At 60.8% G+C, this 16,905-nt stretch carries 16 protein-coding genes; 2 read left to right on the forward strand and 14 right to left on the reverse strand.

Annotated features, from left to right (window positions below; translation table 11 throughout):
* Window positions 1-17: 17 nt before the first annotated feature.
* Complete coding sequence (ftsH, locus tag DWX63_RS00705; protein ID WP_199411057.1) at window positions 18-1,910, reverse strand: ATP-dependent zinc metalloprotease FtsH; 1,893 nt, start codon at window positions 1,908-1,910, stop codon at window positions 18-20.
* 92 nt (window positions 1,911-2,002) lie between these two features.
* Between ftsH and DWX63_RS00710 the strand changes: the two genes are divergently transcribed.
* A complete protein-coding gene (locus DWX63_RS00710) occupies window positions 2,003-2,488 on the forward strand; it encodes a cob(I)yrinic acid a,c-diamide adenosyltransferase (RefSeq protein WP_117842494.1) in 486 nt (161 codons plus the stop codon).
* A 22-nt stretch (window positions 2,489-2,510) separates the two neighbouring features.
* Here DWX63_RS00710 and DWX63_RS00715 read toward each other — a convergent pair whose 3' ends face one another.
* From DWX63_RS00715 to thyA, 4 genes are all read right to left on the reverse strand, one after another.
* Window positions 2,511-3,860, reverse strand: coding sequence for an MATE family efflux transporter (locus DWX63_RS00715; RefSeq protein WP_117842495.1), 1,350 nt, complete (start codon window positions 3,858-3,860; stop codon window positions 2,511-2,513).
* Window positions 3,861-3,985: 125 nt separating this feature from the next.
* Complete coding sequence (locus DWX63_RS00720) at window positions 3,986-4,900, reverse strand: RNA methyltransferase (RefSeq protein WP_117842496.1); 915 nt, start codon at window positions 4,898-4,900, stop codon at window positions 3,986-3,988.
* 109 nt (window positions 4,901-5,009) lie between these two features.
* Complete coding sequence (locus DWX63_RS00725) at window positions 5,010-5,528, reverse strand: dihydrofolate reductase (protein ID WP_117842497.1); 519 nt, start codon at window positions 5,526-5,528, stop codon at window positions 5,010-5,012.
* Window positions 5,529-5,537: 9 nt separating this feature from the next.
* Window positions 5,538-6,386 carry a thymidylate synthase gene (gene thyA, locus DWX63_RS00730; protein ID WP_117629294.1) on the reverse strand — a complete coding sequence of 283 codons (849 nt, stop codon included), beginning with the start codon at window positions 6,384-6,386 and terminating at the stop codon, window positions 5,538-5,540.
* Window positions 6,387-6,551: 165 nt separating this feature from the next.
* Between thyA and DWX63_RS00735 the strand changes: the two genes are divergently transcribed.
* Window positions 6,552-7,316: a DUF134 domain-containing protein gene (locus tag DWX63_RS00735; protein WP_117842498.1), complete on the forward strand. Its 765-nt coding sequence runs from the start codon at window positions 6,552-6,554 to the stop codon at window positions 7,314-7,316.
* 120 nt (window positions 7,317-7,436) lie between these two features.
* On the opposite strand, the gene ffh is transcribed toward DWX63_RS00735, so the two are convergent.
* The 9 genes from ffh to DWX63_RS00780 all read right to left on the reverse strand — a co-directional run bounded on the left by ffh (window position 7,437) and on the right by DWX63_RS00780 (window position 16,885).
* Entirely contained in the window at window positions 7,437-8,912 is a 1,476-nt protein-coding gene (gene ffh, locus DWX63_RS00740; protein ID WP_117842499.1) for a signal recognition particle protein, read from the reverse strand.
* A gap of 10 nt (window positions 8,913-8,922) precedes the next feature.
* On the reverse strand, window positions 8,923-9,840 hold the full coding sequence (ftsY, locus tag DWX63_RS00745; protein WP_117564147.1) for a signal recognition particle-docking protein FtsY: 918 nt from the start codon (window positions 9,838-9,840) through the stop codon (window positions 8,923-8,925).
* Window positions 9,840-13,376, reverse strand: a complete 3,537-nt coding sequence (gene smc / locus DWX63_RS00750) for a chromosome segregation protein SMC (protein WP_117842500.1) — start codon at window positions 13,374-13,376, stop codon at window positions 9,840-9,842. The genes ftsY and smc overlap by 1 nt, the downstream gene beginning before the upstream one ends.
* Before the next feature lie 10 nt (window positions 13,377-13,386).
* Window positions 13,387-14,112, reverse strand: coding sequence for a ribonuclease III (gene rnc, locus DWX63_RS00755; RefSeq protein WP_117765703.1), 726 nt, complete (start codon window positions 14,110-14,112; stop codon window positions 13,387-13,389).
* A 3-nt stretch (window positions 14,113-14,115) separates the two neighbouring features.
* Complete coding sequence (locus DWX63_RS00760) at window positions 14,116-14,358, reverse strand: acyl carrier protein (protein ID WP_055309519.1); 243 nt, start codon at window positions 14,356-14,358, stop codon at window positions 14,116-14,118.
* Between the two features lie 124 nt (window positions 14,359-14,482).
* On the reverse strand, window positions 14,483-15,502 hold the full coding sequence (gene plsX, locus DWX63_RS00765; RefSeq protein ID WP_117842501.1) for a phosphate acyltransferase PlsX: 1,020 nt from the start codon (window positions 15,500-15,502) through the stop codon (window positions 14,483-14,485).
* Window positions 15,503-15,589: 87 nt separating this feature from the next.
* Window positions 15,590-15,769, reverse strand: coding sequence for a 50S ribosomal protein L32 (gene rpmF / locus DWX63_RS00770; RefSeq protein ID WP_022094017.1), 180 nt, complete (start codon window positions 15,767-15,769; stop codon window positions 15,590-15,592).
* A gap of 64 nt (window positions 15,770-15,833) precedes the next feature.
* Window positions 15,834-16,388 (reverse strand): DUF177 domain-containing protein, encoded by a 555-nt coding sequence (locus tag DWX63_RS00775; RefSeq protein WP_117842502.1) that lies wholly within the window; start codon window positions 16,386-16,388, stop codon window positions 15,834-15,836.
* Window positions 16,388-16,885, reverse strand: coding sequence for an ATPase (locus tag DWX63_RS00780; RefSeq protein WP_040358176.1), 498 nt, complete (start codon window positions 16,883-16,885; stop codon window positions 16,388-16,390). Before DWX63_RS00780 ends, DWX63_RS00775 begins: the two co-directional genes overlap by 1 nt.
* Between the last annotated feature and the right edge of the window lie 20 nt (window positions 16,886-16,905).

The raw sequence follows: 16,905 nt of genomic DNA on the forward strand, positions 1-16,905 counted from the left end.
ACACTGCGCAAGCAGCCTTACTGCTGCTTTGGCATCAGCGGATTCTCGCGCGTAAGAAGATTCATAAACTCCTCGCCCGTGATCGTCTCCTTCTTGTACAGATAACGAGCCAGCTCATGGAGCTTGAACTTGTTCTCCTTCAGAATCTGCAGGGCGCGGTCGTGCGCATCCTCGATCAGCTTGGCGACAATCGCGTCCACGCGCTCGGCCGTACCGGGGGCGCAGGTGAGCGACGTGTCCTGATTGAGATACGCGTTCTGCACGGTACCGAGCGCCATCATGCCAAACTCTTCGGACATACCAAAGCGCGTCACCATGTTGCGGGCGAGCTTGGTGGCCTGCTCGATATCGTTGGCCGCGCCGGTCGTCATCTCGCCAAAGATGAGCTCCTCAGCAGCGCGTCCGCCGCAATAGACGGCGAGCTTGTCCAAGACCTCCTGGCGTGTGGTCAAGAAGCGCTCATCCTCCTCGACCTGCATGGTGTAGCCAAGAGCGCCGCTCGTGCGCGGCACGATAGTGATCTTCGTGACCGGCGCAGAGCCCTTCTGGCGAGCGGCAACGATGGCGTGGCCGATCTCGTGGTAGGAAACGACCTGCTTCTCGTGGTCGGACAGCACCGTGGACTTGCGCTGCTGACCGGCGATGACGACCTCCACCGACTCCTCAAAATCGTCCTGCGTGGCGCGCTTGCGACCCTCGCGGACGGCACGCAGGGCGCCCTCGTTGATGATGTTGGCCAGGTCGGCGCCCGAGGCACCGGGCGTGGCGCGGGCAATCGCAGTCAGGTCGATCGGGGGCTGCGTCTTCACGCTCTTGGCATGGAGCTCAAGAATGTTCTTACGTCCGGTCAGGTCGGGCAGCTCAACGGGGATGCGGCGGTCAAAGCGGCCGGGGCGCAGCAGGGCCGGATCAAGGCTATCGGGACGGTTGGTGGCAGCGAGAACGACAATACCCTTGTGGTTATCGAAGCCGTCCATCTCGGTCAGCAGCTGGTTGAGCGTTTGCTCGCGCTCGTCATTGCCGCTAAAGCCGCCGCCGTCACGCTTCTTGCCGATGGTATCGATCTCGTCGATAAAGACGATGCACGGTGCCTTTTCCTTGGCCTGCTTAAACAGGTCACGCACCTTAGCAGCGCCGCGACCAACAAACATCTCAACAAACTCGGAACCCGAAATGCTAAAGAACGGCACGCCCGCCTCGCCGGCAACAGCCTTAGCAAGCAGGGTCTTACCGGTACCCGGAGGGCCAACAAGGAGAGCACCGCGCGGCAGCTTGGCGCCGATCTCCTCGTAGCGCTGCGGCTTCTCCAGAAAGTCGACAACCTCCTTGAGAGACTCCTTGGCCTCTTCCTGGCCGGCGACGTCCTTAAAGGTCACGCCCACGTCCTTGGAAGCGATCACGCGCGCGCCGGACTTACCTAGTCCGCCGCCGCCAAAACCGCCGCCGCCAAAGTTCATCGACGGACCGTCATCGCCCATAGCCTTCTTCATGCGGCGGTTGAGCCACCAACCGATGAGGAAGAAAATCGCCATGGGAAGAATGAGCGTAAGCAGGTAGTAGGTCATCAGACCCGAGTTTTTATCGGGAACGACCGACTCCAGCGAAGCACCAGACTCAAGCACGCGATCGGTAAAGCCCGCATCGTTCGGCACACCGGTCGTCTTATAGGCGATGTTCTCGTCCTCGCCCTTCTTGGTGTAATAAATCGAGTAATCGTCCGTGTTGTATTCGACCTTATCGACGCTCTTCTTATCGAGCGCTTTGACAAACGTCGAGTAATCGGTCTTCGTAATCTGCTGCGTGTGACCGATGTTGGGGAACAGAACGGTCGAGAGCACGAGGTAGACGACGAAGGCGATGAGCACGTAGAGGATCATATTCCGTCTACGTTTGTTGTCATCCATCTCCATCTGCTTGAACTCCATCTACTGGGGTTGATAATGCTATCTAGAATACCCAACCCAGACGGCGATAAACCGACGCCGGGCACGAAAGGACAGAGATGGCATCACTGGAAGTCGGCAAGGTTCAAATCTACACGGGCGACGGAAAGGGCAAAACCACGGCCGCCTTGGGGCTGGCTTTGCGTGCCACAGGTTATGGTCTCAACGTACTCATGCTGCAGTTTGCCCAGAAGCTGCACTGCGCCGAACATGACGCAGCTCCTCGATTGGGGCTACGCATCGTACAAGCCAACCGCGACACACCCGAAGCCTGCGCTGCACAGATCATGGAGCTGGCGCGCGAGCAGATATCACAGGTCGACGTTCTGATTTTGGATGAACTCGGCGAGGCCATGCGACGGGGCTTTGTGACGCGCGAAGATGTCGAAGCGTTGATCGCGATGAAACCAACCACCACGGAGCTCGTGCTCACCGGCCGCGGCCTGCTGCCCCTCGCCGACCTTGCCGACCTAGTTACCGAAATGCGCCCCGTCAAACACTACTTCGACGAAGGCCTCCTAGCTCGCCAAGGCATCGAATACTAGTCATTGCGGACGTCCCCAATGACTAGGCGGTGGCGCGACCGAGCCAGTTGCCGCTGTGATGGTAGACGGTGAACATCGCGGCGGTGATTACCCAGGTCATGGGGTAGACCAGCAGCAGATGCTCGAGCGAGGGGTCGAGCGGCATAATCGCGAACACCCACGCCACGCGGAGCACGACGGTGCCAAAAATCGTGAGCATCATAGGCTGGAAGCTCACGCCAGCGCCGCGGATGGAGCCGGACGCGTTTTCGATAATCGAGAAGATCGCGTAGAACGGCGCGATGAAATGAAGAATCGTCGTGGTGTAGGCCGAAATCGAAGCATCGTCGACAAACAGACGCGACAACGGACCCGAGAACACCAGTAGCACGGCAGACAGGCCACCAATGAGCATAAACGACAGCACAAGCGACGAATGGTAGCCCTTGCGCATGCGCTCGTAGTTGCGCGCGCCAAAGTTCTGTGCCGAGAACGTGGTGATCGAAACGCCAAGCGCCTCGGTAACCATCCAGACAATGCCATCCAAACGGCCCGAAAGACCCCACGCCGTGGTGACATCGGCACCAAACGAGTTGACCGACACCTGAATCAAAACGTTGGAAATCGAATACGCAGCAGACTGAAAGCCAAGCGGCAGACCACACGAGATCATGCTCTTACAAATGCCAGGATCAATGCAGAGTTTGGACAGTGAAAGCCGCCACGCACCCGGAGCGTGCATCATACGAATCACGATCATCGTGGCGTTGGAGCAAATGGTCAGCGCCACCGCGATGCCGCAGCCCAGAGCCTCCATATGAAGCACGGCAACGAAGATGACATCCAGCACCGCATTAACAAGGCAGCCGGATGCAATAATAACCGCCGGACCGCGCGTGTCGCCCACGGCGCGCAACAGCGCCGTCCCCATATTGAGCAGCAGCGCCGCAAACATGGCGGCAAAGTAGCAACGGGCATAGGCCACACCCTCGGCCAGCAGCTCATGCGGTGTATTCATCAACACAAGCATCGGCTCGACAAACACCATGCCCAGAATGGAAATGACAATGCCGCCCACCAGCGCGAGCGTCATAGCCGTATGGACCGATCGGCTCAGGCGCTCGTCATCGTGCTGGCCAAAAAACTGACCCGTGATAACGGCACAACCGGCGCCAACGCCAACGCAAAAACCAATGCAGAGCTCGGTGAGCACCATCGTGGCTTGAATGCCGCCAAGCGCAAGCTTGCCGCCAAACTGACCGACGATATAGGTACCGATAAGCGTGTATGCCTGCTGAAAGAACGAACTAAAAAAGATAGGGACGCACAGCGACAGTAGCTGCTGCCAAATAACGCCCTGCGTTACATCGATAGCCGTAGATTTCTTAGCCACACGCCCTCCCCACCAGCGTACGTCAAACAACAAAACGGCAATTTAAGACCAAAGCCAATACCAGCTTAGCACCGACCGACGTCGGCCGAAACGCCCCGAACCAGAGCCCGGTGCTAACTATCTGCCTAGTGATACAGCCCCGGCTGGTAGTGGTACTCGTTGCTCACATGCGGACACAGCCGCCAAAAGGCAACAGCACTTGCCGCGGCCACGTTGAGCGAATCGACCCCATGCGCCATCGGAATACGCACGGCGCGGTCGCAGCCTGCAATGGTCCTGGCGCCCAAGCCAGCACCCTCGGTGCCCATAAAGATTGCCAGGCGGTCAATCTCCTGGAGCGCGGGATCGTCCAGCGACACCGAATCATCCGTCAGCGCCATGGCAACACACGAAAAGCCGGCATTGTGCAGCGCCGCCAGCCCATCATGCGGCCATACGCGCGCCTCGCTGCCAATGCGCGTCCAGGGCACCTGAAACACCGTGCCCATGCTCACGCGGGCCGAGCGACGGTACAGCGGATCGCAGCACGTAGGGCTCACCAAAATGCCATCGACGTTCAGCGCAGCCGCCGAGCGGAAAATCGCGCCGACGTTGGTGTGGTCGACAATGCCCTCGAGCACGCACACGCGCACAGGGCGCTCCCCCGCCGCCTCGACAACGCCACCCAAGAACTCATCGACCGGAATCTGACGCGGGCGACGAAACGCCGCGAGCGCACCGCGCGTCACGTTAAAGCCCGTCAACTGCTCCATGAGCTCCATCGAGGCCACGAACACCGGGACCGGACCCGCTCCCTCGCGCACAACCAAGCGCTCAAACAGCGGCATCATCTGGTCGAGCCAGCGTTCACCCAAAAGAAAGCTCACCGGCTCGTATCCGGCACGCACCGCACGCTCGATGACCTTAGCGCTCTCGGCGATAAAGATGCCCTTCTGCGGCTCCAGTACGCAGCGCAGCTCACGCTCGGTCAGTCGCACATAGGCATCGAGCCGCTCGTCCTCGAGCGAATCGATTCGCAGCACCTCAACGGCATCAGTCATAGTAGCCAGCCCGCACCCTTCTTACAGCAGCATCTATATCAAACGAGGCGACGCCAAGCGCCGCCCCTCAATCATTCCAACCCGATAATACCGTGGGCAAATAGGAGATTTACGCCTCAACGCGACGATACGTCACGAACTCATAATCGAGGCCTTCGTCACCCTCGCCCGCGGCAATCGTGGCAACCCCTTCGCGCCGCGCAACTTCCCACGCGGGATCGGCGTCCAAGTCGGGAAAGTACGTGTCCACGGGATGGACGCAGTGGTTATGCGTGACCTCGGCCTCCACGCAGTACGGCAAAAACTGCCGATAGACATCGCCGCCGCCGATCACCCAGGCAACGGGCTCATCGGCAACCGCGGCGAGCGCCTCGCCGATACTATGCACCACGTCGACACCTTCGGGCGAAAAATCCTCGTCGCGCGTGAGCACGATATTGCGACGATTCTTGAGCGGACGCCCGCCGGGAAAACTCAGCAGGGTCTTGCGCCCCATAATAACCGGGCAACCTTTGGTGCACGCCACAAAATGGCGCATATCGGAGCGATTGGACACGACCATGTCACCCTCGCACCCAATACCCCAGTCATCGCACACGGCGACAATGGCAGAAAGCTTACACGTCATGCGCGTCACCTACACCGCAATGGGGATGTTCTTGACCTGCGGGCCGTGCTCATAGCCCTCGACAATCAGGTCGTCGGTCGTAAACGCATAGAAGTCATGCACATCGGGGTTAAGCGTTACCTTAGGCGCGGCAAACTGCGGACGCTCGATAAGCTCCCGGACGATATCGACATGACGGTCGTAAATGTGGGCATCGGCAATCACATGCAGCAACTCGCCGGGAATCATATCGACCGACTGCGCGACCATCATCAGCAAAATGGCGTACTGGCACACATTCCAGTTGTTCGCAGCCAAAATGTCCTGGCTGCGCTGGTTGAGAATCATGTTGAGCGTCGGTTTATCATCCTGCGGGCGCTGCGTCACGTTATACGTCACGCTGTAGGCGCACGGATACAGGTGCATCTCGGACAGGTCGCTAAACACGTAGGTATTCGTCATAATGCGGCGGCTGTACGGCGTATTCTTGAGGTCGTACAGCACACGGTCCATCTGATCGAAGTCACCCTCGGCATAATGGCTCTTCTGCCCAATCTGATACCCGTAGGCCTTGCCGATGGAGCCGGTCTCGTCGGCCCACTCATCCCAAATATGACTGTTGAGGTCATGCACGTTATTGGACTTCTTTTGATAGATCCATAGGATCTCATCCATGGCAGATTTGAGGGCCGTGCGACGCAGGGTAAGCGCCGGAAACTCCTCACGCAGGTCGTAGCGGGCCGTGACGCCAAAGTTTTTAATGGTATAGGCAGGGGTGCCGTCCTCCCACACCGGGCGGACCTTTTGGCCCTCGGTAGTGGTGCCATGGTCCAAAATATCGCGGCACATGGTTACAAACTGTTGATCAGCCTTGCTCATTGACCCTCCTGTCAGTTGCCTATAAGCGAGATTCATTGTAGCCCAGACACATGCGGCCCCACAGCCCAAACATAAGCCCACAATTTCTGGCATATGCCAGAAATTCATTCATAAATCTGCGCGTTCGCTATTCTATTGTTGACATATGTCAGATAAGGAGAGCACATGGCAGGAAGACGCGAAAAACTGCGCCGCGTCGGGATCATCCCCGAATACCGCGGCTTTACCACTGACGGCCTAGCCAGCGGAGACGCCATCGACATGACGGTCGACGAACTCGAGGCGCTGCGCCTGTGCGACCTGGAAGGCCTTAACCAAGAGGCAGTCGCACAGCAGATGGGTATCGCGCGCGCCACGGTGGCGGCTATTTGCAGCCGCGCGCATCGCAAGGTGGCAAACGCGTTGGTCAATGGTCGGGCGCTCATCATCGAAGGCGGCAATATTGCGTACTCCCCCATTACCACGGCAACGGCCGTATGGCCAGCAAAGGAGGTCGACACCATGAGGGTGGCAACCACGTACGACAACGGCAACATCTTTATGCACTTTGGCCGCAGCGAGCAGTTCAAGATCTACGACATTCAGGATGGCAAGGTACTCAACGAGCAGGTCGTGGGCACCGACGGCACCGGCCACGGTGCCCTTGCGGGCCTGCTCGCCAACGGTGGCGTGGACACGCTCATCTGCGGCGGCATCGGCGGTGGCGCCATCAACGCGCTTGCCCAAGCCGGCATCACGGTGTACGCAGGAGCTCAGGGCAGCTGCGACGCTTGTGTCGAGGCCCTTATCGCCGGAACGCTCGCACAGAACGGCGAGGCCACGTGCGGCTGCCACGGCCATGACCACGACCACGCCCACGAACATGGCGAGTCCTGCGGCTGCCACGGCCATCACGAGCACGAGGGCCACGAGGGCTGCGGCTGCCACTAACGGCACGGCACCGCGAGCTCGGGGCGCGACGCCAAACGCAATCCAACAATCAAAGCCAACAACAAAGGCCACCCGGTAGCTTCCGAGTGGCCTTTGCCATATCAAGCTGGAATTACAGCTCTATTTGTTATTACGCATCTGCGCTTCCATCTGGCGCAGCAGCTCCATATCGGACTTGGGACCGCCCGTACCCAGGCCGCCCATGCCGCCCAGACCCATAGCGTCCAGGCCAGGGATATTGGGCATGCGTATCTTCTTGCCCTTCTTTCCCTTTTTGCCCTTTTTGCCGCCGGCCTGTGCCTGATTGGCCATCGTGCGCATGCGGCCCATCATCTTATTCATCTCGCCCCACTGCTTCATAAGGCTGTTGACCTCGGTGGGGGTTACGCCGGCTCCCTTGGCAATGCGGGCGCGGCGCTGGCCGTTGATGATGGAGGGACGCAGGCGCTCCTCCTTGGTCATCGACATGATGATGGCCTCGTTCTTATCGAAGATGCCCTCGTCCAAGTTGCCGCCCATCTGGTTGAGCGCGCGCTGACCACCGGGGAGCATGCCCAGGATACCCTTCATGCCGCCCATCTTCTTGACGGCCTTCATCTGGTCGAGCATGTCATTCATGGTAAAGCCCTCGCGCAGCATACGCTCGGCAGCCTCGAGCTGCTCGGCATCGGCTGCCTCCTGGGCCTTCTCAATGATGCCGACGACATCGCCCATGCCCAGAATGCGCTTGGCCATGCGATCGGGATAGAACGGCTCAAGCGAATCGGGTTTCTCGCCCATGCTCACAAACTTGATGGGCTTGCCGGTCACCTGACGCACCGAAAGTGCGCCACCGCCACGGGCATCGCCGTCGAGCTTGGAGATAATCACGCCGTCAAAGTCGGTGCGATCGGCGAAGGTCGAGACGACGTTGACGATATCCTGGCCGGTCATGGCATCGACGACCATCAGCACCTGGTCGGGCTTGACGGCCTTCTTGATGTCGACGGCCTCCTGCATCATCTGCTCGTCGATCTGCAGACGACCGGCGGTATCGACGATGACCACGTCACGCAGGTGGTCGACGGCCTCCTGGATGGCGCCCTTTGCGATGTCGATCGGGTGCGCTCCGTCACCGCGGAAGACCGGCACGCCGATCTCGCCACCGAGCGTGGCCAGCTGGTCGGCAGCGGCGGGACGGTAGACGTCGCACGCGGCGAGCAGCGGCGAGCGGCCCTGCTTCTTGAGCAGGTAGGCCAGTTTCACGGCCGCCGTGGTCTTACCGGAGCCCTGCAGGCCCACGAGCATGATGACATTGGGAATGCGGTTGCTAAAGACGAGCTTGCTCTCGGTTGAGCCAAGCATCTCGGTGAGCTCGTCGAGCACGATCTTGACGACGTTTTGCGCCGGCGACAGCGACTCCATGACCTCGGCGGTCATGCAGCGCTCCTTGGTCTTGGCGACGAACTCCTTGACGACCTTAAAGTTAACGTCGGCCTCGAGCAGTGCCATGCGAATATCGCGCATGGCCGAAGTAATATCGGCCTCGGTCAGCTTACCCTTGCCGCGCAGGCGGTCAAATGTGTCGTTGAGGCGATCGCTCAGGGAATCAAACACTGGTTACTCCTTAGTTGGACTCGCCCACCAGGGCGCGGCAGAAATCTTTGGCGTTAAACTCCTGCAGGTCATCGACCTGCTCGCCCACGCCGATGCGCAGGATCGGGAGCTTGAGCTTCTCGGCCACGGCCATGGCGATACCGCCCTTAGCCGTGCCGTCGAGCTTAGTCATGATAATACCGTCCAGGCCCAGCGCCTCGTTAAACTCGAGCGCCTGGTTCAGACCGTTCTGGCCAGTGGCGGCATCGATTACAAGCACGACCGAGACGGGCATGGGGCCGGCGGCCATATTGGCGGCGCGCTTACGCGTCACGTTGACCACCTTGGCGAGCTCGCGCATGAGCTCGGGGCTCGTGTGCAGACGGCCGGCGGTATCGATGAGCACCAGGTCGCTGCCGCGCTTATCGGCCTCGTCGAGCACGTCATAGCACACGCTCGCCGGATCGGAGCCGCGGTCACGCTTGATAACCGGTACGCCGGCACGCTGGCCCCACACATCGAGCTGCTCGATGGCGGCGGCGCGGAAGGTGTCGGCCGAACCGATCACCACGTTCTTGCCGCGGGCGGCCATGGCGCTTGCAATCTTGCCGACCGTGGTGGTCTTGCCGGCGCCGTTGATGCCGACAAACAGCACACAGCTCGGCGTATCGGAAAACGGATCGCGCTCAACAGGCACAAAATGGCCCTCGAGCTGCTCGGCCAGGGCGCGGCGAAGCTGCGGGGCGGTCTTGAGGTTCTTCTTGGCCGCGGCGTCGCGCAGGTCATCGGAGACCTGAATGGCGACCTCGGCACCCATGTCACCCATGACGAGGGTGTCCTCAAGATCCTCCCAAAAATCCTCGTCGACCTCGCCGCCAAAGTAGAAGACCTCGTTGAGGGCCTCGCGGCTGCGCTCAAGTCCGCGCGAGAGTGCATCAAAGAATCCCATTATGCATTCACGACCTTTCCGGTTTCGCGATCGAGTTTTTGCGAGACGACGCGACTGACGCCGTCGGCTTGCATCGAGACGCCGTAGAGAACGTCAGCATCCTCCATAGTACGGCGCTGATGCGAGATTACCAAGAGCTGCGTATCGGAACGCAGCACATCGAGGGCGCCGATGAGCTTGGACAGGTTGGCGTCGTCGAGTGCCGCCTCGACCTCGTCCAGCACATAGAACGGCACCGTGCGCGTACGGTATACGGCAAAGAGCAGGGCGAGCGCCGTCAGGCTCTTCTCGCCGCCCGACATGAGCATCATCTTGGTGATGCGCTTGCCGCGCGGCTGCGCCACGACCTCGATGCCCGTCTCGGCCGGATGCTCGGGGTCGGTCATCTCCAAATGTGCCTGGCCGCCCGGGAAGAGCATGGCGAAGATCTCGCGGAAGTTCGCATCAACCTTCTCAAACGTCACTAGGAACGCCTTGCGCATCTTGCGATCGATCGCCACGGTGATCTTGGTAAGCGCCTTGCGCGCGCTCTCCAGATCGGCCAGCTGTTCCTCGATGTAATCGGCGCGGCGCTTGAGCTGCTCGTACTCTTCCATGGCAACCTGGTTCACAGGACCCAAGTTGTTGATTTGACGAACAAGCTGGTTGAGCTCGCGCTCGGCGGCATCGCGATCGGTGGGCGCCGGCAGCATGAGCGCTTCCTCGAGCACCGTGGTACCGTCGGCGGTGATGGCCTTGATGGCAGCCTCGACCTGCACCTCGAGCTTGCCGCGCGCCACCTTGAACTCATTTTGCGTCGTGGCGGCAACATCGACCCTCTCTTTGGCGCGGGCGACCTCGGTCTTGGCGTCCTCGATGGTCTTCTTAAGCGAAGCCGAGTCCGCCTCCTCAAGCGATGCCTGATCGCGCAGGCGCGCAGCCCAGTCCGAGGCGCGCTCCAACAGGGCAGAATAGCGCTCATGCATGGGATCGACGCGAAGGCGCAGCAGCTCGAGCGAGCGTGAGGCCTGACGCGTCCCGCGGATACGACGGTCGATACCCTCAAGGCGATGCTCAAGATCGGGCACGCGGCCCTTCAGCGAACGCAGGCGCTCGCTCGTCTGAGCCAGGCGCACCTTAGCGTCGGCGAGCTTACCGGCGGCCTCGGAGTCATCGCGCCGAACGCGATCGAGATCGTCGTTGGCCTCGGCAATCTGCAAGCCCAAGTCACTCGCCTGCGCACGGGCCTCGTCACGTGAACGGGTAAGATCATCCACGCGCGGACGTGCGGCACGTACGGCCTCGGCAGCCTGCTCGCGGCGCTTGGAAATCCGTACCCGCTCGACCTCGGCATTGTTGGCACTCTGCTCCAGGCGGCCGATCTCGGACAGCAGGGAGCGACGCTCGCCCTCAAGGCGGGCAATCTCGCCGGCAGCATCGCCCTCGGCAGCATGGGCCTCCTCAACGGCAGTATTGGCCTCGACGACCTGATCCGAAACATGCTCAAACACGGCAGCGAGATCGGGCTCCAGGCCTTCCAGCTCGCGGATACGACGTTTACGCTCCAAGGCACCCGAAGCCTCGCCGGCATCAAGCCCCACGCGAACCAGGCCGCCACAGCTCACGCGGGCACCATCGGGCGTCACGTAGGTCACACCGTCAACGACGGGCGCGGCCAGCGCGGTGGCCAAATCATCGACCACGTAATAGCCGCCGAGCAGTGCCTCGACAACCGGACCATAACCGGCGCGCACGGACAGGCGGTCAACAAGACGGGTACCGGCGGCACCCTCGGCGGCCGCAGAGCCACTCACGCCGCGCGCCACCAGCAGCGCCTCGCCCGAGGCCATCTTCTGGTCCAGAGCAGCACGACCGGCACGCTCGAGTGCGGCAGCGTTATCGAACAACAGGGCATCGATATCGCCGGCGAGCAATTGCTCAACCAGGCCCTCAAGCTCGCGCGGGACCTCGAGCACGTCGCCCAGACGACCCGAGACATCGTCGCCCAGCGCACCCACCAGGCGGCTCACGAGCGGCGAGCTGTCGGCCATGCGGGCATCGAGTTTCTTTTGACTGGCAAGCTCCGAGCGCACCTCGGACAGCTTGTTGCGTGCCTCGCCCTCGCGGGCACGCAGGTCCTTGAGGGCAGCGCGTGCCGTCTCGGTGGCCTCGCGCGCATCGACCTGAGCCTGGCGAGCTTCCTCAAGAGCGTACTCAAGCTCCTCGGCGCGGTCGCGACGGCTCTCGAGCGAGGCCGTGACCTCCTCGAGCTGCTCGTCAATCTGCTCCAGGCGCGAGGCATACATGTTGTCCTCGACCTCGGCATTGCTCAAGGAATCCTTCACCTTAGCAAGCTCGAGCGCGGCGTTATCGGCCACGCGCTGCACATCGCGTTGCTCGCGCGTAAGCTGCGAAATCTGATTGTCGAGCGCCACGCGCCGCTCGTGGAGCTCAGCGGCGGCAGGACCGGCGGCGTCAACGTCGTCCTGGGCCTGCATGTGCGCACCGGTCACTTCCTCAAGCTGGGCACGCGCGTCCTCGAGCTCCTCGACCACGCGACGACGCTGATGCTCGGAGCTCGAGATCTGACCGCGCATGTCAGACAGGCGCGACACCATGTTGTGGCCCTTTTCCTCGAGCAGGCGCATGTCGGAGTTAATGCGGCCGACCACATCTTGCATATGACGGCGCTGCTCGCCTAGGTCGCCCACAAACAGGCCCTTTTCCTCGAGCATGACCTGGAGCCTCTCGAGCTCGCGCTCCTTTTCGCCCAAGCGGTACTGCGCAAGCTCAAGCTCGGCCGCGCCCTCTTTGGAGCGGCTCTCCAGGTCGTTCCACTGCGACTGCAGCGAACGAAGCTCATCGACGGCCAGCATCTGCGTAAGCTCGTTCGCGCGCGAGGACAGCTCTTTGTACTTGCGCGCGCGATCGACCTGACGCTCCAGCGGTCGCAGCTGACGGGCGATTTCCTTATTGATGTCGCGGGCACGCGTCAGGTGCTCGTCCATCGACTTAATCTTTTTGAGCGCACGCTCCTTGCGGCGCTTGTGCTTGGAGATGCCGGCGGCCTCCTCGATGAGGGCACGGCGCTCCTCGGGGCGGCTCTGCAAAATGGCGTCGAGCTTGCCCTGGCTGATGATGGAATGCGTATCCTTGCCCAGACCCGAATCGTGCAGGATGTCCTGAATGTCCATCAGGCGGCACGGACTCGAGTTGATGAGGTACTCGCTTTCGCCCGAGCGATACATGCGACGGGTGATGGCGACCTCGTCAAAATCGACGGGCAGCATATGGTCCGAGTTATCGAGCACCAGCGTGACCTCGGCGACACCCACCGGCTTGCGCGCTGATGAGCCCGAGAAGATGACGTCCTCCATGGCCTGGCCGCGCAGCTGCTTGGCGCTCTGCTCGCCCAGGACCCACAGGATGGAGTCGGAGATGTTCGATTTTCCCGAGCCGTTGGGACCGACGATGACGGTCAGGCCCGGCTCAAACGTCATATGGGCGCGGTCGGCAAACGACTTGAACCCTTTGAGCGTGAGGGACTTGAGATACACGGTTCCTCGCTTAAACAGGCTTCTTGTTGAGAATCACGCCGTTGGTGGTATAGCCCATGCGGTCAAGTGCCTCGAGTGCAGCGGCTCCCTCGGCTTCCTTCTTTGAGGAGCCAGAGCCGCGACCCTGGCGAATACCATCGATCAACACCACGGCGGTAAAGGTGGGCGCATGCGCCGGGCCCTCGGAGCCAACGAGCTTATACGCCGGGGGTTCGTGACCGTCGGCTTGCACGCACTCCTGCAAAAACGACTTGGGGTTTGCAGGATGCTCGGCACGCTCGGAAGCCAAATGCGGCTTAAGCGTACGATGGATAAAGTCCGCCGCAACATCCCAGCCGGCATCCAGGTACAGCGCACCCACGAGCGACTCGTAGACGTTCTCGAGCGCCGAATGCAGGCCGCGCGCACCGGTACCGGTCTCTGAGGCACCAAAGATGATGATGTCGTCGATGCCCAGCTCGTGGGACACTTCCGACAACGTGGCGCCCGAGACGAGCGACACCTTTAGGCGGGTGAGCTTGCCCTCGTCAAACTCCGGATAGGACTCAAACAGGGAGCGTGCGACCACGGCGCCCAAAATGGAATCGCCCAAAAACTCCAAGCGCTCGTAGCTTGCCGAGACAGGCTGACCTTCGACGGCCGAAGGATGCGTAAGGGCCGCGCGCAGCAGCACCTTATTATTGAACTCGTGGCCCAGAATTTCCTGGGCGCGCGTAAGTCGTTCGGATAAAGCCAAGACCTAGGCCTCCCTGGCGTTTTCAATCGCGTCGACCGCGTCGGCGACAGAGTTGAGCGAGAGCAGGGTCTCGTCATCGATCTCGAGGTTGAACTCGTCCTCGATAGCCGTAACCAGCTGCAGGCGCTCGAGCGAGTTGGCATCGAGGTCGTCAAAGGTGGTCTCATCGCTAATTTCGGCAACATCGACGCCCAGAACGTCAGCAGCGACCTCGGCGATCTTGTCGAAGATTTCGGAGCGGTCCATAGCGCTTCCTCTCATAGTGCATGAATACCAAAAGATTGGCACCGCGCGGGCGGCACCAATACACGGTTTTGATTCTACCCCACGACGTGCGCCGTGAGGCACATAACAGCGCTCTAACTCGCTCTTATAAAACGATACTGTCCATAGAGTTGGCGACATTCTCGACCAGCCCGGCGCGCACGGCTTCGGCCGCCGCGAGCGTACCGTTTTTTACAGCCTCGACCGAGGTGGCGCCATGGCCGATCAGGACCACGCCGCGCAGGCCCAAAAGAATCGCGCCGCCCTTGGCGTCGCCAGAGAGCTTGGCCTTGATCTCGCGCATCTGCTTTTTAATGAGCAGCGCGGCGATCTTGGTGCCAAGCGAAGACATAAAGACGCCCTTGAGCTCCTGCAGCAAAAACTTGGCAGCGCCCTCAGTGGCCTTGAGCGCGATGTTGCCCGACATGCCGTCGGCGACCACGACGTCAAAATTGCCCGACGTAAGATCGGTGCCCTCGCAGTTACCAACAAAGCCGGGAACGGCGGCTTTCATGGCCGGGAAGCAGGCCTTGGTAAAGTTGGAGCCCTTCTCGTCCTCGGTGCCGTTGGCAAGCAGGCCCACGCGGGGATGCTCGATGCCCAGGACGACGCGGGCATAAGCACTACCCATCTGGGCAAAACGTACCATGTCATCGACCTCGACATCGGGGTTGGCGCCCATATCACACAGCACCGTCAGACCGCCGGCGCGATTGGGCAGCGCATTGGTCAGACAGGGACGCACCGGCTGTTTCTTGCCTTCGGCCTGATACCTAAACGGCGTCACGTAGGCGGTGGCAGCGGCGGCCATGGCACCGGTCGAGCCGGCAGAGAAGAACGCATCCGCATTTCCCTTCTTGATGGCGCGGCACGACAGCACGATCGACGACTTGCGTTTGGTCATCACGGCGCGAATGGGATCGTCATCCATGGCGATAACGTCGGGTGCCTCAAGGGCCTCAACACGTGCATGGGAAGCTGCAAAGGGATTGACGATTTCGGCGGGGCCAGCTGCCAAGACCTCGATATCGGAATCGGCGGCAAGCGCAGCCTCGATACCATCTAGAACAACCTGAGGTTTCTCGTCTCCGCCCACAACGTCTACACAAACGCGAACGTTACTCATATACATGCTCCTTATACAAAAATGGCCGACTCATTGAGCCGGCCATTGTGGTTCCATTTGGAACGGCATCGCATCCAGAGTATACCGTTACTCGGTAACGATAACCTCGCGGTCCTTGTAGAAACCGCAGCTGGGGCACACGTGGTGCGGAAGCTTGACAGCGCCGCAACGGGGGCACGTGGACTGAGCCGCAGCCGAGATCTTCATGTTAGCGGAACGACGGGTGTGAGTGCGGATACGACCCTGCTTTTGTTTAGGTACGGGCATAGTGACCTTCCTTATGAACTATCCAGTGTGGCGATTACGCGCAAGTAGCGATACTACCACAGTTTTACTCATCGAGCTTGAGATTCTTCAATGCTGCAAATGGATTTTCCGTGGCTTCGGCCCATTCGGCCTCGGCTTGGGCAGCACAATCGCATTGCTCCACGTTGAGATTGCAACCGCAAGTGGGGCACAGACCGCGACAATCGGGCTTGCAGAGCACCACAAACGGCGTGTCCATGACGACCGCGTCGTTGATGGGCTCACCCAGATCGACGATGCGGTCCTCACCCAGGAGCTCGTAGCCGTCCTCGTAGGCCTCGGGATCCTCGGGCTCCTCAAAGAGGTAGAACTCCTCGATCTCGCCGGCGATATCAAACGAGGCAGGCTCCAGGCAACGGTCGCACTCGCCGGTGGCGTGCGCGCGGACCATGCCCGTGAGCAAGACACCGGTACCGGCATTGGTAAAGACAACGTCGTAGTCGATGCCGTCCTGTAGCTGGTACTCCTTCTCGCCCACCGTGTAGGTGGCAACATCGACCTTGCCGGTCAGCGGATACGAATCACCAGGAAACTCGAGCCGCTCAGAAAGATCGACGGTAACGCTCGGGAACTCAGCCATTACCACTGACCATTCTGTTGGGCGGCACCCTCGTTGAGCTGCTGACGGCAACGGGTAACGGTGCCGGTCAGGCTCTTGAGGTTCTCCTCCAGGTGCGTAAAGACCTGCTCTGCGTAGTCCTCGGCAGCATAACGCGTCTCGCGCTCGTACTGCTGGGCACGATCGCGGATGTCGTCGGCCTGCTGCTGTGCCAAGCGGACGATCTCCTGCTCACCGGCAATGGTGAGGGCCTGCTGCTGAGCGTCGGCGATGATGGAATCGGCCTGAGCGGCGGCGGAAGCCATAAGCTCCTCGCGCTCCTTAAGGATACGGCGGGACTTCTGCCACTCCTCGGGATAGCTCATGCGGATCTCGTCGAGGATGTTGAAGAACACGTCGGCGTCGATGACCTTGAACTGAGCGTTCTTGCCGAAAGGCGGCTTGGCTTCCTCGATCAGCCCTTCGAGCTCATCGACCAAGCTGACGATCCTATCGCCAGGAAAATTCTCGCCCGGCATCCGGTCTCCTTTCATAGGTA

The sequence above is a fragment of the Collinsella sp. AF20-14LB genome (assembly GCF_003459505.1).
Classification (GTDB): Bacteria; Actinomycetota; Coriobacteriia; order Coriobacteriales; family Coriobacteriaceae; genus Collinsella.

Bases quoted from the DNA above. Each gene is read 5' to 3' on its own strand.
- DWX63_RS00780 (WP_040358176.1), bottom strand. From the start codon at position 16,885: ATGCCGGGCGAGAATTTTCCTGGCGATAGGATCGTCAGCTTGGTCGAT.
- DWX63_RS00760 (WP_055309519.1), bottom strand. From the start codon at position 14,358: ATGGACCGCTCCGAAATCTTCGACAAGATCGCCGAGGTCGCTGCTGAC.
- DWX63_RS00710 (WP_117842494.1), top strand. From the start codon at position 2,003: ATGGCATCACTGGAAGTCGGCAAGGTTCAAATCTACACGGGCGACGGA.
- rpmF (WP_022094017.1), bottom strand. From the start codon at position 15,769: ATGCCCGTACCTAAACAAAAGCAGGGTCGTATCCGCACTCACACCCGT.
- DWX63_RS00720 (WP_117842496.1), bottom strand. From the start codon at position 4,900: ATGACTGATGCCGTTGAGGTGCTGCGAATCGATTCGCTCGAGGACGAG.
- thyA (WP_117629294.1), bottom strand. From the start codon at position 6,386: ATGAGCAAGGCTGATCAACAGTTTGTAACCATGTGCCGCGATATTTTG.
- plsX (WP_117842501.1), bottom strand. From the start codon at position 15,502: ATGAGTAACGTTCGCGTTTGTGTAGACGTTGTGGGCGGAGACGAGAAA.
- DWX63_RS00725 (WP_117842497.1), bottom strand. From the start codon at position 5,528: ATGACGTGTAAGCTTTCTGCCATTGTCGCCGTGTGCGATGACTGGGGT.
- ftsY (WP_117564147.1), bottom strand. From the start codon at position 9,840: ATGGGATTCTTTGATGCACTCTCGCGCGGACTTGAGCGCAGCCGCGAG.
- DWX63_RS00735 (WP_117842498.1), top strand. From the start codon at position 6,552: ATGGCAGGAAGACGCGAAAAACTGCGCCGCGTCGGGATCATCCCCGAA.
- DWX63_RS00775 (WP_117842502.1), bottom strand. From the start codon at position 16,388: ATGGCTGAGTTCCCGAGCGTTACCGTCGATCTTTCTGAGCGGCTCGAG.
- ftsH (WP_199411057.1), bottom strand. From the start codon at position 1,910: ATGGAGATGGATGACAACAAACGTAGACGGAATATGATCCTCTACGTG.